Source organism: Nocardioides sp. CPCC 205120, from assembly GCF_048654585.1.
Taxonomy (GTDB): Bacteria; Actinomycetota; Actinomycetes; order Propionibacteriales; family Nocardioidaceae; genus Nocardioides.
The window spans coordinates 834,937-850,188 of sequence record NZ_JBMCYY010000002.1; the positions used below are offsets into that span (position 1 = coordinate 834,937).

The window sequence follows — 15,252 nt, forward strand, 5'->3', positions numbered from 1 at the left end:
CGCGTCGGGGGCATCGTGCGGGTCATCGCGGGTCCCCGACGTCGGTGGCGAGGAGGTCGTCGACGGTCTCGCGGCGCACGATGACGCGGGAGACCCCGTCCTTCACCGCGACGACCGGCGGGCGCAGCGCGTGGTTGTAGTTCGACGCCATCGAGCGGCAGTAGGCGCCCGTGCCGGGCACGGCGACGAGGTCGCCCGGGCCGACGTCGGCGGGGAGGAACTCGTCCTTGACGACGATGTCGCCCGCCTCGCAGTGGTGGCCGACGACGCGGGCCAGCACCGGCTCCGCCTCGGAGCGGCGCGAGGCCAGCGTGCAGGAGTAGTCGGCGTCGTACAGCGCGGTGCGGATGTTGTCGCTCATGCCGCCGTCGACGGAGACGTAGGTGCGCCGGGCGCCGCCGTCCAGCGCGACCTCCTTGACCGTGCCGACCTCGTAGAGGGTGCAGGTCGACGGCCCGACGATCGCGCGGCCCGGCTCGATCGACAGGTGCGGGACGTCGATGCCGAGCCCGCGGCACTCGTGCTCGACGATGGCGCGCATCTCGCGGGCCAGCACGTCGGGCGTCGAGGGGTCGTCCTGGGTCGTGTACGCGATGCCGAACCCGCCGCCGAGGTCCATCTCCGGCATCGTCGTGCCGAGCTCGTCCGCGACCCGCGCGTGCAGCGCGAGCACGCGGCGGGCCGCGACCTCGAAGCCGGCGGAGTCGAAGATCTGGCTGCCGATGTGGCTGTGGAGGCCGCGCAGCTCCAGGCCCGGGGCGGCGAGCACCCGGCGTACCGCCTCGAGGGCGTCGCCGGAGGTGATGGAGAACCCGAACTTCTGGTCCTCGTGGGCGGTGGCGATGTACTCGTGCGTGTGGGCCTCGACGCCCGCGGTCACGCGGATCATCACCGGCTGGGTGCGGCCCACCTCGGCGGCCACCGCCGCGAGCCGCTCGATCTCGTGGAACGAGTCGACGATGACGCGGCCCACGCCCGCCGCGACCGCGCGGCGCAGGGCGGGCACCGACTTGTTGTTGCCGTGGAAGCCGATGCGGGCGGGGTCGACCCCGGCCCGCAGCCCGACGGTCAGCTCGCCGTCCGAGCAGACGTCGAGGTGCAGGCCCTCCTCGGCCACCCAGCCGGCGACGGCCGTGCAGAGGAACGCCTTGCCCGCGTAGTAGACGTCCCACCCGGCGAAGCCGTCGCGGAAGGCGCGGGCGCGGCCGCGGAAGTCGTCCTCGTCGAGCACGTACGCCGGCGTGCCGTGCTCGGCGGCCAGCTGCGTGACGGGGACGCCGGCGACGGCGAGGACGCCGTCGGCGTCCTTCGTCGCACCGGTGGACCACAGGTGCGGGACCAGGGCGTTGGTGTCGGCGGGCTCGCGGAGCCACGCGGGGCCCTTGAGGGCACCCTCGGCGTGGGCCCAGCCGGCCTCGTGCGCGCGGACCACGTCACATCCTCTCGGGGGCGGAGACGCCCAGCAGGTCGAGGCCGTTGGCGAGCACCTGGCGGGTCGCCGCGACCAGTGTCAGCCGCGCGCGGTGCAGGGCGCCGGCCTCCTCGTCGCCCTGCGGCAGGACGCGGCAGGCGTCGTTGAACTTGTGGTACGTCGAGGCGGTGTCCTCGAGGTAGCGGGCCACGCGGTGCGGCTCGCGCAGCTCGGCCGCCGTCGCGACGACGCCCGGGAACGCGGCGAGGGCGCGCAGGAGCTCGCCCTCCTTCTCGTGCACCAGCAGTCCCGCGTCGAACTCGTCGCCGGTGGCCGGGCCGAGCCCGAGGTCCGCGGCGTTGCGCAGGATCGAGGACACCCGGGCGTGCGCGTACTGCACGTAGAAGACGGGGTTGTCGCTCGTCGCCCGCGTGATCTCCTCGATGTCGAGGGTCAGCGGGGAGTCGGCCGGGTAGCGCGCCAGGGAGTAGCGCAGGGCGTCGACCCCGATCTCCTCGGCCAGCTCGTCGAGCGTGACGATGTCGCCGGCCCGCTTGGACAGGCGCACCTCCTCGCCGCCGCGCAGGATCTTCACCAGCTGGCCGATGAGCACCTCGAGGTTGCGCCCGGGGTCGTCGCCGGCGCAGGCCGACATGGCCTGCAGGCGCTTCACGTAGCCGTGGTGGTCCGCACCCAGCAGGTAGATGCAGACGTCGAAGCCGCGCTCGCGCTTGTTGACGTAGTACGCCGTGTCCGAGGCGAAATAGGTCAGCTCGCCGTTGCTGCGCACGAGCACGCGGTCCTTGTCGTCGCCGAAGTCGGTGGTGCGCATCCACAGCGCACCGTCGGCGTCGTAGAGGTGCCCCTTGTCCTTCAGCTTCACCAGGCCGCTCGCCACCGCGTCCTGCCCGCCCGCGTCCTCGTAGAGGGAGCGCTCAGAGAACCAGACGTCGAAGCGCGTGTTGAAGGACTCCAGCGACGCCTGCTGCTCGGCGAGCTGCAGCACGTAGGCCGCCTCGCGGAAGGCGGGCAGGCGCTCGGCCGGCGGCAGGTCGACGATGCCGGGGTGCTCGGCGAGCACCTGGGCGGCGAGGTCCTTGATGTAGGCACCGCGGTACCCGTCCTCCGGCGGCTCCTGGCCCAGCGCCGCCGCCTCGACCGAGGCACCGAAGACGTTCATCTGGTTGCCGCGGTCGTTGATGTAGAACTCGCGCACGACCTCGGCGCCGGCGGCCTCCAGCACGCGGGCGATCGCGTCGCCGAGCACCGCCCACCGCGTGTGGCCCAGGTGGAGCGGGCCCGTGGGGTTGGCCGAGATGAACTCGACGTTGAAGCGCGTGCCGGCCAGCGTCTCGGTGTGCCCGTACGACGTGCCCTCGGCCACGATGCGGGCCGCGACCTCCGCCTGCGCCCCGGCCTCGACGGTGATGTTGAGGAAGCCCGGGCCGGCGATCTCGACCGCCGCGACGCCCGGGTCCTGCTCGAGTCGCTCGGCCAGCAGCGTCGCCAGGGCGCGCGGGTTCGTGCCCGCCTTCTTCGCCAGCTGCAGCGCGACGTTCGTCGCGTAGTCCCCGTGGCCCTTCTGCCGGGGTCGCTCCACCGTCACGCTCGTCGGGACGTCGGCGGGGTCGAGGGGGACGACGCCGTCGGCGACGAGCCCGGTCAGGGCGTCGCGGACGGAGGTCGAGAGCTGCTCGGGGGTCACCGTCCCAGGGTATCGGCGGCCGGCCCCGCCGCGCGCGCCGCTACGTACGGCGGACGCGGCGGCGTGGCCCGCACCACCTGGTTCGCGGCCGACCCCGAGGGGTTGTAAGGTCTCCCCCAGCCCTGTTGCCGGCGCGAGTCGGCGGGCGGGCCTCCGTAGCTCAGGGGATAGAGCACTGGTTTCCGGTACCAGGAGTCGCAGGTTCGAATCCTGCCGGGGGTGCGAGAACGACGAGACGGGCCCGACCTCCACGAGGTCGGGCCCGTTCCGCTTCCCGCGCGGCGCGCCCGTACCGGCTCGCCGCGGCCGCCGGCACGAGGAGGACGGGCGTGGACGACCGGGCCGATCCGGGGCGCTACACCGAGGACGAGCGTTGGCTCGTGGTCGACGGGCGCCGCTGGCGTCGTACCGACCCGTGCCTGCCCGACGACGTGGTCGAGGCCCTGAGGTCCCACCTCGGGCGGGGCCGCTCCGGCACGCGGGTGGCGAAGAAGGCCGGGGACGACGCGGCGGTGGCCGCCGCCCGCCACCGGACCGGGCTCGCCAAGCACGGCCTCGGCGAGCGCGGCCCGAGGTGGTGGGAGGAGCCGGAGGCCGACCGCGTCGCCCGGGCCCGCGCGGCGCTGGCGGAGCTCGACGCGCTCGACTGAGCCCCTCCTCTCGACGCACGGAGCGCCGGCCCCCCGTGCTGCGGGGACCGGCGCTCGTCGTGCGGGGAGGTGGCGGCGCTCAGCGCGCAGCACCCTCCAGGGTGCCCTCGACGGGGCCACCAAGGTCGAAGGCCACGCACTGGACGGTGCGGTCATCCGCCTCGTCCCAGCTGCCCTCGGTCGGCGTCATCGAGAAGAAGTCGATCTCCGAGTCCTCGTATGGGAAGCCCACGAACGGCTCGAACGCCGCGCCGCACCGGTCGTCGGCAGCGGTCTGCACCGCCTCGACACCGGGCCAGTCGCCGTCCTCGAGGTCGAACTGCTCGTAGATCTCGTTGTCGTGCGACTCCGCGCACGGCACGGCCGGGACCTCGCTGAACTCCTCGTCCTCGGTCTCGTCGAAGCAGTCGCCCACCTGCAGCGAGAACGCGTCCGCGTTCCCGGCCTCGGTGACCTCCTGCGTGCCCTCGTCGCGCGTGGCGTCGTCCTCGGACCCGCAGGCGCTGAGCGCGCCGATGCCGGCCAGTGCGATCCCGACGGCGAGCACGCGGCCCGCGACGGTGTTCCTCATGGTGGTGCCTCTCCTCGATCCCCGCCCCTTCGGCGGGCAAACCGCGCGAACCTAGCAGCCGGGAGCCGTGCGCCGTGGCGCTTTCCTCGGACCCGTCCACCCGCACAGGTTTGACCCCGTCCCGTCACCGGGCACCCCATGGTCCGGTTCTCGGCGATCGGAGTCTCCTCATGACGGTCCACCTCGAGCCCGGCAGCGTCCGGGCCGGCTGGCAGCACGGCGCGGCGGCGGGCGCGGAGCTCGACGCCGCCCGCGGGTCCACCGGCGCCGCGGGCGGTCCCGCCACCGGCCCGTTCCAGGCCACGCTGGCGTACGCCGCGGGCGAGGTCGACGGGGCGCTGGCCACGGGCTCGGCGGTCGTCGCCGAGCTCGGGGCGAACGTCGAGGCCTGCATCGCCGACTTCGTCGCCAGCGACGGGGCCTCGGCCGGGGCGTTCAACGAGCTCGGGGACGACCAGTGAGCGTGACCGTCGACCGGCTCGAGCAGGCGGGCGAGGCGGTCGTCGTCGCCCTGCGGTCGCTGCTGGCCCAGCTGCAGGGCATCGACTTCTTCCCGCCGTGGGACGTGCCCGGAAAGGTCGTCGGCATCGTCTCGGAGGTCGTCGGCCTCGTCGCCGACCCGCCGGAGCCGGCGCCGGAGGCCGTCGAGGACGCCCGCGCGGCGTGGCGGCAGATCGACACCCGCGTGGGGTCGGCGGTGGACGACCTCGACTCCGCCGCGGCCGCCGTCACTCCCGCGATCTGGCAGGGCGGATCCGGCGACGCCTTCCGGTCGTCGGTGGCCGAGGCCGGCACCCGCATCGGGACCGTCGCCACCGCCGCGGGCGCCGTCGACACGACCCTGGCGACCCTCGGGGAGGCCATGACCGCGGCCCGCGCCCGGCACGCCGAGGGGCAGGCCATGGTGAGCCCGCACCTCGAGATCACCTGGTCGGACATGACGCCGTGGGGCCTGGCCGACCTCCTGCGCGGGATCGTCGCCGAGGTGGTCGCGGGCGTCGAGGAGCTCATCGGCGCCTACTCCGACGCGGGCGACGCCCTGACCGCCGCCGCCCAGGCCGTCCGCGCGGCGGTGGACGAGATCACGCTGCCCAGCCGCCTGCCGCAGGTCGACGGGCTCAGCGCCATCGACGTCGTCAACGCCTGGGACGACGACCGGGGACCGCTCGCGGGCCCCACCCTGGACCGCTACGCCGACGCGTACGCCGCGCTCACCCCCGCGCAGCAGGCCGAGGTGGACGCCGCTCTGGCCGCGGCCGACAGCGACCTCGAGCGGGCCCACGTCCTGCAGGCGGTCGCGGCCGGGATGACCGGCGGGACGCTGACGAACTACCTGGCGCACCTCGCCGGCATGGACCGCGCCGAGATCGAGGGCCTCGACCCGCTGGGCCACCCGAGCACCTCCCTCACCCAGCCCGACCCGACCACCTGCGGCTCGTCCTCGTTGGTGATGGCGAAGATGCTCAACGACCCGGCGTACGCGATGTGGATGCAGACCGGGTTCGACCCAGTCACCGGGGAGACCGACGACCGCTCCTTCGACGAACGCTTCCGCGACGAGTCCCTCGCGATGCACGAGCGCACCAACGCGGCCACCGACCGTGACGGCGACCCGCAGCAGCAGTGGCCCGACTTCCTGGGCACCGCACCGTGGGGCGCGGCGAACGAGATGAGCGCCGACGGCGGCTCCGGCGTGCCCGGCACCGAGTACGGCAGCGCCGTCGTGGACCCGCTCTCCCCCGGCGAGTCGTACGACGCCATCCAGCAGGGCGTCGAGGACGGCCACGCCGTCCCGCTCTTCGTCGGCAACCAGTGGTCGCCGCGCCACGTGGTGCTCGTGACGGGCACCGACGGCGACGACCTCGCCATCTACGACCCCGCGACCGGCAGGGAGTCGACGGTCAGCCGGGCGGACTTCGAGAACGGCGAGCTCGGCATCTCCGGCTGGGACCAGGCGTGGGTCGGCGTGGTCCCGCAGGGATGAGCACCTCCCCCGCACGCCGCCCGCTCCTCGCCCCGGCGCTCGCGCTCGCCGTCGCGGGCACCGCCCTGTCCGCCTGCACGACCGCCGGCGGGTCGGGCGGCGGCGGCTGGGGCAGCGGCGCGACCTACCCCGACGCGACCGACCTGCGGCGGGCGACGGCCGTCTGGCAGGACCCGTGGGTCGCGCCGACCGAGGCGCTCACCGCCGGGCCCACGTCCGGCCCCGACGCCGTCACGCGGACGGTCGGTCACCGCACGACGGGGTACGGCGACGCCCCCGCCGGCGCGGACCCCGACCGCTGGACGGTGGGGCTCGAGGTCGAGGCCGCCGTCGCGTCCGGGTGGCGCCTCCACGCGGTCGACTGCGCCGAGCCCGCGGCGTACCTCGTGCGGGGCGACGTCGAGGACCTCGACACCCTGCGCACCGCCCTCGTCGTGGCGGGGACCGACGGCGTCGACGTCACGGCGTACGTGCCCCACCACCGCGACGGCTCCTGGCCCGACCCCGGCCCGGTCCGCGACCCGGCGACCACCTGCCTGTCCGGCGCGGCGGGCGCCGGCGACGCAGGCGACGCGGCCGGCCTCCCCGACGAGCTCGACGAGCTCGACGAGGGTGATCCGTTCCCCGGCGACGGTGCCACCGGTGACGACGAGCGCGCCGTGCCGCGCTGGCCCGCCGACGACGCCGACGACGCCGACGACGCCGACGTCGAGGCCCGGGTCGCCGAGGTCGGCGCGGACCCGTGGGTGGCGGCGCTGCCGCACGACGTACCGGTCCCCCCGGCCGGCGACGACGACTGGCGCCGCGACGCGCCCCTGCTGCGCGAGCGCGTCCCGGCCGAGGGCGCGACGCCCGCCGCCCGGCTCGCCGCGACCGTCGCCGCGGTGCTCGCCACCGGCACCGCCGACGCCTGGGCGGTGACGTGGGTGTCGTGCCACCCCGGCGACCCGGCCCGGCCCGCGGCGGCGACCCTGCGCCGTACCGGGGAGGCCGGCACGGCCGTCCTCGCCCTGACGGCCGCGGGCGACGACACCGCCGTCGAGGCGAGGCTGGTGCTGCCGCCCGCGGGGTGGCGGGCGGGCACGACGTACGTCGACGGCCTCGCCGCCCTGCCCCCGGTGCCGCCCGCCGCCGTCGCCGGGTGCGGCCGGGACGCGGCCGCGCCCGTCACCGCCGCCCCCGTCACCGCCGGCACCCCCGCCGTGCTGCCCGCGTCGGCGTGGCCGACCGGCGAGTGAGCGCGTCCTAGGCTGTCGCCCGTGACGATCCTCGGAACCCCGCTGTCGGACGGTGCCACCCGCGTCCTCCTCCTCGGCGCCGGCGAGCTGGGCAAGGAGGTCGTCATCGAGCTGCAGCGCCTCGGCGTGGAGACGATCGCCGTCGACCGGTACGCCGACGCCCCCGCCATGCAGGTCGCGCACCGCAGCCACGTCGTCGACATGCTCGACCCCGCCGCCGTACGACGGGTGGTGGAGCTGGAGCGCCCGCACTGGGTGGTCCCGGAGATCGAGGCCATCCACACGCCCACGCTGCTGGAGCTGGAGGCCGAGGGCACGACCGTCGTCCCGACCGCCCGGGCCACGCGGCTCACGATGGACCGCGAGGGCATCCGCCGGCTCGCCGCCGAGACGCTCGGCCTGCCCACCTCGCCCTACCGGTTCGCCGACACCCTCGACGAGCTCGTCGCCGCCGTCGCGGAGGTGGGGCTGCCCTGCGTGGTGAAGCCGGTGATGTCGTCGTCGGGCAAGGGCCAGTCGGTCGTGCGGGAGCCGGTGGACGCCGAGCGGTCGTGGCGCCACGCCCAGGAGGGCGGCCGCGCCGGCGCCGGACGCGTCATCGTCGAGGGCTTCGTCGACTTCGACGTCGAGATCACGCTGCTCACGGTCAAGCACGCCGCGACGGACGGCGGCGAGGACGTCATCTCCTTCTGCGCCCCGGTCGGGCACACCCAGGTCGACGGCGACTACCGCGAGTCGTGGCAGCCGCAGGCCCTCTCCCCCACCGTGCTCGCGCGGGCCCAGGAGGTGGCCGCCGCGGTCGTGCGCGACCTGTGCGGCGCCACCGGCCGCGGCCTCTTCGGGGTGGAGCTGTTCGTGCGCGGCGACGACGTCGTGTTCTCCGAGCTCTCGCCCCGCCCCCACGACACCGGGCTGGTCACGCTGGTGTCGCAGGACCTCTCGGAGTTCGCGCTGCACGCACGCGCCGTGCTCGGCCTGCCGATCCCGAACATCCGCGACCGCGGCCCCGCCGCGTCGTGCGCGGTGCTGCTCGAGGGCGAGGTCGACGCACCGTCGTACGCCGGGGTGGACGCCGCCCTGCGCGAGCCGGACACCAGCGTCCGCGTCTTCGGCAAGCCGTCGGTCTCCGGTCGACGGCGCATGGCGGTGGCCCTCGCCCTCGGCGACGACGTCGACGCGGCCCGGGCGACCGCACGGCGCGCCGCCGCCCGGATCCGGCTGGCGGACCCCACCGACGCCGACCCGTCCCGGACGGGCGCGTGAGCACCCCGTCCCGCTCGAGCGAGCCCCGGTGAGCCTCACCCGGGTCATGCCAGACTGGACGAGGACCGGCCGAGCCGACGAGGAGGAGGCGCCGTGACGGACCACCGCACCGCACCGACCCCCGCCGACGGCTCCGCAGCCGGCACCGCCGAGGGCGACGTGGTCCGCGCGACCGTGGCCACCGAGGGCGAGGCCGCCTTCGACTCCTCCCTCCCGTTCGACCCGACCTCGCCGGCCCGCGCGCGCCGCGCGCTGATGGCCCACCTCACCGAGCACGACGTGCCCCGCACGGCCGTCGAGAACGCCGCGCTCGTGCTCTACGAGTTGCTGCAGAACGGCATCGAGCACGGCGAGCCCTGCGCCGACCACACCGTGAAGGTCGCCTGGGCGCTCGAGCCCCGCGCCGTGCGGATGCAGGTGACGGACTGCGGGACGCCCCAGGGCGCCTGCGCCGCCGACCGCAGCGGGGCCACCGGCCCGGCGGGACCGACCGACCCGGCCGAGACCGCCTGGGAGACCGAGGAGGCGTGGCGTCGACGCATGCTGACCCCCGTCGACATGCTGGAGGAGCGCGGGCGCGGCCTCCACCTCGTCGCCGCGCTCAGCAGCTCGTGGAACGTCGGCACCTCCGAGGAGGGCACGACGGTCAGCGCCGTCGTGTCGTTCGACGGCCGCTGAGGACCACCGGCCCCGGCTGCCGGCAACGCCCTCGGACGGGCCACGGCCCGGCTCGTGATCCGGCCGCCGTGCCGGGGTGCATGCTGGCCCCATGAGCGACCCGGCCGCCTGGCTCCTGGGCAAGACGGAGCGCGCCAACACCGACACCCGTCTCGACGACCGCCACGAGGGCGACGTCGCCTGGTCGGAGGGCAACCTGGCGCGGCCCCTGGTCGACGGCGCGTCGTACTTCGCCCGCCTGCACGAGGTGCTGAGCGCGACCCGGGCCGGCGACCTCGTGCTCCTGACCGACTGGCAGGGCGACGCCGACGAGCTGCTCACCGGGGAGCCGGGCTCGGAGGTGCTGGAGGTGCTGGCGCAGGCCGACGAGCGCGGCGTCGACGTGCGCGGCCTCGTGTGGCGCTCGCACCTCGACCAGGCCGGCTTCTTCGCCACCTCCAACCGCCACCTGGGCGAGCAGCTGCAGGCGCGCGGGGCCGAGGTGCTGCTCGACATGCGGGTGCGCGCCGGCGGCTCGCACCACCAGAAGTTCGTCGTCGTGCGCCACCGCGACGACCCGGCGCGCGACGTGGCCTTCGTCGGCGGCATCGACCTCGCCCACAACCGCCGCGACGACTCCCGGCACCACGGCGACCCGCAGGGCCGCCGGCTGAGCCCGGAGTACGGCGACACCCCGCCCTGGCACGACGCCCAGGTCGAGCTGCGCGGCCCCGTCGTCCACGACGTCGAGACCGTGTTCCGCGAGCGCTGGGACGACCCGACGCCGCTCTCGTCCGCGCCGTGGCGACGGGTGGCCGACCGGCTGCGCCGCCTCGACACCACCCCCGACCCCCTGCCGCCGCAGCTGCCGCCCCCGCCCCCGGCCGGCGACCACGTCGTGCAGCTGCTGCGCACCTACCCCGACCTGCGCCTCGACCGCGACTACCCCTTCGCCCGCGGCGGTGAGCGCAGCGTCGCCCGGGGCTACTCGAAGGCGGTCGGTCGCGCCGAGCGCATCGTCTACATCGAGGACCAGTACTTCTGGGGCCACGACGTGGCGGGCGTGTTCGAGCAGCGGCTGGCCGACCAGCCCGAGCTGCGGCTCCTCGTGGTCATCCCGCTGGCCACCGACGTCACCGGGTTCAACCGCACGGCCCAGCTGCTGGGGCGCCGCCGCGCGCTGCGCCGGCTCGAGCGGGTCGCGCCCGGGCGGGTCGCGGCGTACGGGATCGAGAACCACGCGGGCACCCCGATCTACGTGCACGCCAAGGTCTGCGTCGTCGACGACACCTGGGCCAGCACCGGCTCCGACAACTTCAACCGGCGCTCCTGGACCCACGACTCCGAGCTGACCGCGGTCGTGCTCGACGACGACTACGCGCGCGACCTGCGCCTGCGGCTCGCCGCGGAGCACCTCGACCGCCTGGATCTCCTCGACCCCGCCCGGGACGGCACCGACCTGGTCGACGTGATGGCCGACTGCCTGGACCCGGCGGACATGTTCGAGCGGTACGCCGAGCACGCCCGGCGCCTCGAGGAGTGGCACGCCGCGGGACAGGAGGGTGAGCGGCCCCCCGGGCGCCTGCGGCCCCTCCCCCTCCCGAGCGCACCCCCTCGCGTGCAGCCGCTCGCACGGGCCCTGCTCGCCCAGGTCCACGACCCCGACGGCCGTCCCGGCGGGATCCGCGGCTCGCGCCACTACTGACCCGAGGACCGGCGCGGGAGGGTGATCCCGCCCACCATGAACGATCCAATCCGGGGGGCCGTCGGGGTACCCGTCGGTAGCCCGGTCGACATGCGACCCCACCCCTGCATTTGTTGCCGCGTGGGACTAGCCTTGAGGGCCGAACCCACCCGATGAGCGCACTCCCCGGAAGAGGCGAATCAAGCCGTGCCGCAGTCCCCTGGCAGCCCGTCCACCGAACCTGTCGACTTCGGAGCCAACGAGTGGCTCGTCGACGACATGCGCGAGCAGTTCGAGCGCGACCCCGACAGCGTCAGCGCGGAGTGGAAGGCCTACTTCACCCAGGGAGCGACGGGCGCCCCCACGGCCCGCCCGGCGTCGAACGGCTCCGGCTCGTCGAACGGCTCCAGCGCCCCGAAGGCGTCCGGCGGCCCGGCCGTCGCGCCCCCGCGGGCCTCGTCGGCCCCCGCCAAGGCCCCCACCACCGCCCCGGGCAAGGCCCCGGAGAAGACCGCGGCCACGCCCGCGAAGGCCGTCGACGCCCCCAAGGCCGCCCCCACCCCGCAGGCCAAGCCGCGTCCGGCCGCCGCCGCCTCGGAGCCGGGCCGCAGCGGCACCAAGCCCGTCGCGAAGGAGGCCCCGTCCACGCCCAAGGCGACCGCGTCGGACAAGCCGACCTACACCGTCCTGCGCGGCGCACCGGCCCGCACCGTGGCGAACATGGACGCCTCCCTCGAGGTGCCGACCGCCACCTCGGTGCGCTCCGTGCCGGTGAAGCTGCTGTGGGACAACCGCACCGTCATCAACAACCACCTCGCCCGCGCCCGCGGCGGCAAGGTGTCCTTCACCCACCTCATCGGCTACGCGCTCGTGCGCGCGCTGAGGTCGATGCCGGAGATGAACGTCGGCTTCGAGGTCGTGGACGGCAAGCCGAACCTGGTGACGCCGGCCCACATCAACCTGGGCCTCGCGATCGACATCCAGAAGGGCGACCAGCGCCAGCTGCTCGTGCCCTCCATCAAGGCCGCCGAGACGATGGACTTCGCCGCCTTCTGGACGGCCTACGAGGAGATCGTGCGCAAGGCGCGCGACTCCAAGCTGACGGTCGAGGACTTCCAGGGCACGTCGATATCCCTGACGAACCCCGGCGGCATCGGCACCGTCCACTCGGTGCCGCGCCTCATGAAGGGCCAGGGCGCCATCATCGGCGTCGGCGCGATGGAGTACCCCGCGGAGTGGCAGGGCGCGTCGGCGGACGCCATCGCGCGCAACGCCATCAGCAAGGTCATGACGCTCACCTCGACGTACGACCACCGCGTCATCCAGGGCGCGCAGTCCGGCGAGTTCCTCAAGCGCGTGCACCAGCTGCTGCTCGGCGCGGACGACTTCTACGACGAGATCTTCCGCTCGCTGCGCATCCCCTACGAGCCCATCCGCTGGGCCGCGGACATCGCGACGAGCCACGACGACGAGATCAGCAAGCAGGCGCGCATCCTCGAGCTGATCCACGCCTACCGGGTGCGCGGCCACCTCATGGCCGACACCGACCCGCTGGAGTACCGCCAGCGCAGCCACCCCGACCTCGAGGTGGAGACCCACGGCCTCACGCTGTGGGACCTCGACCGCGAGTTCGCCACCGGCTCGTTCGGCGGCGAGGGCCGGCGCTTCATGAAGCTGCGCGACATCCTCGGCATCCTGCGCGACAGCTACTGCCGCACCATGGGCATCGAGTACATGCACATCCAGGACCCCGAGCAGCGCCGGTGGATCCAGGAGCGTGTCGAGCAGCCGCACAAGAAGACGCCCCGCGAGGAGCAGCTGCGGATCCTGCTCAAGCTCAACCAGGCCGAGGCGTTCGAGACCTTCCTGCAGACGAAGTTCGTCGGCCAGAAGCGCTTCAGCCTCGAGGGCGGCGAGACCACGATTCCCGTCATCGACGAGATCTGCGAGGCCGCGGCCGAGTCGGGTCTCGACGAGGTCACGATCGGCATGGCCCACCGCGGTCGCCTCAACGTGCTCGCCAACATCGTCGGCAAGAAGTACAGCCAGATCTTCCGCGAGTTCGAGGGCAACATCGACCCGCGCACGGTCCAGGGCTCCGGCGACGTGAAGTACCACCTCGGCGCCGAGGGCGAGTTCCTCGCCGACAGCGGCGAGAAGATCAAGGTCTCCGTCGCGGCGAACCCGTCGCACCTCGAGGCCGTCGACCCCGTCGTCGAGGGCATCGCCCGCGCCAAGCAGGACGTGCTGGACCGCGGCAGCGAGTTCCCCGTGCTCCCCCTGCTCGTGCACGGCGACGCGGCCTTCGCCGGCCAGGGCGTCGTCGCGGAGACGCTCAACCTCTCGCAGCTGCGCGGCTACCGCACCGGCGGCACGATCCACGTGATCGTCAACAACCAGGTCGGCTTCACGACCTCGCCGGGCTCGTCGCGCTCGACGCTCTACGCGACCGACGTCGCCCGCATGGTCCAGGCGCCGATCTTCCACGTGAACGGCGACGACCCCGAGGCGTGCATCCGCGTGGCGCAGCTGGCGTTCGAGTACCGCCAGGCGTTCAACAAGGACGTCGTGATCGACCTCGTCTGCTACCGCCGCCGCGGTCACAACGAGGGCGACGACCCGAGCTTCACCCAGCCGCTGATGTACGACCTCATCGAGCAGAAGCGGTCGGTGCGCAAGCTCTACACCGAGTCCCTCATCGGTCGGGGCGACATCACGGTGGAGGAGGCCGAGCAGGTCCTGCGCAACTACCAGGAGCAGCTCGAGCGCGTCTTCACCGAGGTGCGCGAGGCCACGACGCAGCCGTCCGAGTGGACGACGGTGCCGGACTACCCGGAGAAGCCCGCGGGCGACTTCGACACGTCCGTGCCGTTCGAGGTGCTCAAGCGCGTCGCGGACGCGTACACGACGCCGCCCGACGGCTTCACCGTCCACCCGAAGGTGCTGCCCCAGCTGCAGCGCCGCGCGGCCGCGATCACCGAGGGCCCCATCGACTGGGCCACCGGCGAGATCCTCGCGTTCGGCTCGCTGCTCATGGACCGCCGCCCGGTCCGCCTCGCCGGCCAGGACTCGCGCCGCGGCACCTTCGCGCAGCGCTTCGCGACGATCATCGACCGCACCGACGCCTCCGAGTGGACCCCGCTGTCCAACCTCACCGAGGACCAGGCGAAGTTCTTCGTCTACGACTCCCTGCTGAGCGAGTACGCCGCGCTCGGCTTCGAGTACGGCTACTCCGTGGCCCGGCCCGAGGCCCTCGTGCTCTGGGAGGCGCAGTTCGGCGACTTCGTCAACGGCGCCCAGACGGTCATCGACGAGTTCATCTCCTCGAGCGAGACCAAGTGGCGCCAGCGCTCCGGCGTCGTGCTGCTGCTGCCGCACGGCTACGAGGGCCAGGGACCGGACCACAGCTCGGCCCGCATCGAGCGGTTCCTGCAGATGGCCGCCGACGGCGCGTTCGTCGCCGCGCAGCCGTCGACGCCGGCGTCGTACTTCCACCTGCTGCGCCAGCACTCGCTCGGCGAGCGCCACCGCCCGCTGGTGGTGTTCACGCCGAAGTCGATGCTGCGCCGCAAGGAGGCGGCGTCGCGGCCGGAGGACTTCACCACCGGCCAGTACCGCCCCTTCATCGGCGACGACCAGGCCGACCCCGCCAAGGTGGAGACGCTGCTGCTCTGCTCGGGCCGGGTCACCTGGGACCTCGTGGTCGAGCGCACGAAGCGGGAGAACGGCGACGCGTTCGCCATCGGCCGCGTCGAGCAGCTCTACCCCTCGCCCGACAAGGCCATCGCCGAGGAGATCGCGAAGTACCCGAACCTCAAGGCGGTGCGCTGGGTGCAGGACGAGCCCGAGAACATGGGCCCGTGGCCGCACTACCAGCTCAACGTCTGGCCCGGCCTGGAGAAGTTCGTCGTCGAGCCGGTCACCCGGTCGGCCTCCTCCTCCCCCTCGGTCGGCACCGCGAAGCGGCACACCGAGGAGCAGAAGGACCTCATGGCGCGCGCCTTCGCGTGAGCCACGCGCCCTCGCGGCGCAGCACGTCGGGCCCGGTCGCCGTCCAGCGACCGGGCCCGACGGCGTCCGGGGGCGTTC

The 15,252-nt window shown here is 74.2% G+C and carries 11 protein-coding genes and 1 tRNA gene; 9 read left to right on the top strand and 3 right to left on the bottom strand.

The window, feature by feature from the left end; genetic code table 11:
* Positions 1 to 22: 22 nt before the first annotated feature.
* Together lysA and argS are read right to left on the bottom strand one after the other, a co-directional pair.
* A complete protein-coding gene (gene lysA / locus ACOACO_RS14995; RefSeq protein ID WP_420297068.1) occupies positions 23 to 1,432 on the bottom strand; it encodes a diaminopimelate decarboxylase in 1,410 nt (469 codons plus the stop codon).
* 1 nt (position 1,433) lies between these two features.
* Positions 1,434 to 3,116: an arginine--tRNA ligase gene (gene argS, locus ACOACO_RS15000; protein ID WP_420297069.1), complete on the bottom strand. Its 1,683-nt coding sequence runs from the start codon at positions 3,114 to 3,116 to the stop codon at positions 1,434 to 1,436.
* A gap of 149 nt (positions 3,117 to 3,265) precedes the next feature.
* On the opposite strand from argS, the gene ACOACO_RS15005 reads away from it, so the two are divergent.
* Together ACOACO_RS15005 and ACOACO_RS15010 are read left to right on the top strand one after the other, a co-directional pair.
* Positions 3,266 to 3,338 (top strand) — tRNA-Arg (locus tag ACOACO_RS15005).
* A gap of 107 nt (positions 3,339 to 3,445) precedes the next feature.
* Entirely contained in the window at positions 3,446 to 3,766 is a 321-nt protein-coding gene (locus ACOACO_RS15010; protein WP_420297070.1) for a hypothetical protein, read from the top strand.
* 79 nt (positions 3,767 to 3,845) lie between these two features.
* Here ACOACO_RS15010 and ACOACO_RS15015 read toward each other — a convergent pair whose 3' ends face one another.
* Positions 3,846 to 4,337: a septum formation family protein gene (locus ACOACO_RS15015; protein WP_420297071.1), complete on the bottom strand. Its 492-nt coding sequence runs from the start codon at positions 4,335 to 4,337 to the stop codon at positions 3,846 to 3,848.
* Positions 4,338 to 4,507: 170 nt separating this feature from the next.
* Here ACOACO_RS15015 and ACOACO_RS15020 point away from each other — a divergent pair, with 170 nt between their 5' ends.
* The 7 genes from ACOACO_RS15020 to ACOACO_RS15050 all read left to right on the top strand — a co-directional run bounded on the left by ACOACO_RS15020 (position 4,508) and on the right by ACOACO_RS15050 (position 15,174).
* Positions 4,508 to 4,798: a hypothetical protein gene (locus ACOACO_RS15020; protein WP_420297072.1), complete on the top strand. Its 291-nt coding sequence runs from the start codon at positions 4,508 to 4,510 to the stop codon at positions 4,796 to 4,798.
* The gene (locus ACOACO_RS15025; RefSeq protein WP_420297073.1) at positions 4,795 to 6,321 is read left to right on the top strand and encodes a hypothetical protein; all 1,527 of its coding nucleotides are present in this window, start codon (positions 4,795 to 4,797) and stop codon (positions 6,319 to 6,321) included. Before ACOACO_RS15020 ends, ACOACO_RS15025 begins: the two co-directional genes overlap by 4 nt.
* On the top strand, positions 6,318 to 7,559 hold the full coding sequence (locus tag ACOACO_RS15030) for a hypothetical protein (RefSeq protein ID WP_420297074.1): 1,242 nt from the start codon (positions 6,318 to 6,320) through the stop codon (positions 7,557 to 7,559). Before ACOACO_RS15025 ends, ACOACO_RS15030 begins: the two co-directional genes overlap by 4 nt.
* A 21-nt stretch (positions 7,560 to 7,580) precedes the next feature.
* Complete coding sequence (gene purT / locus ACOACO_RS15035) at positions 7,581 to 8,822, top strand: formate-dependent phosphoribosylglycinamide formyltransferase (RefSeq protein ID WP_420297075.1); 1,242 nt, start codon at positions 7,581 to 7,583, stop codon at positions 8,820 to 8,822.
* Between the two features lie 93 nt (positions 8,823 to 8,915).
* Positions 8,916 to 9,500: an ATP-binding protein gene (locus ACOACO_RS15040; RefSeq protein WP_420297076.1), complete on the top strand. Its 585-nt coding sequence runs from the start codon at positions 8,916 to 8,918 to the stop codon at positions 9,498 to 9,500.
* Between the two features lie 91 nt (positions 9,501 to 9,591).
* Positions 9,592 to 11,184, top strand: a complete 1,593-nt coding sequence (locus ACOACO_RS15045; protein WP_420297077.1) for a phospholipase D-like domain-containing protein — start codon at positions 9,592 to 9,594, stop codon at positions 11,182 to 11,184.
* A gap of 186 nt (positions 11,185 to 11,370) precedes the next feature.
* Positions 11,371 to 15,174: a multifunctional oxoglutarate decarboxylase/oxoglutarate dehydrogenase thiamine pyrophosphate-binding subunit/dihydrolipoyllysine-residue succinyltransferase subunit gene (locus ACOACO_RS15050; protein ID WP_420297078.1), complete on the top strand. Its 3,804-nt coding sequence runs from the start codon at positions 11,371 to 11,373 to the stop codon at positions 15,172 to 15,174.
* Positions 15,175 to 15,252 lie beyond the last annotated feature (78 nt).

Bases quoted from the DNA above. Each gene is read 5' to 3' on its own strand.
- ACOACO_RS15015 (WP_420297071.1), bottom strand. From the start codon at position 4,337: ATGAGGAACACCGTCGCGGGCCGCGTGCTCGCCGTCGGGATCGCACTG.
- ACOACO_RS15020 (WP_420297072.1), top strand. From the start codon at position 4,508: ATGACGGTCCACCTCGAGCCCGGCAGCGTCCGGGCCGGCTGGCAGCAC.
- ACOACO_RS15030 (WP_420297074.1), top strand. From the start codon at position 6,318: ATGAGCACCTCCCCCGCACGCCGCCCGCTCCTCGCCCCGGCGCTCGCG.
- ACOACO_RS15045 (WP_420297077.1), top strand. From the start codon at position 9,592: ATGAGCGACCCGGCCGCCTGGCTCCTGGGCAAGACGGAGCGCGCCAAC.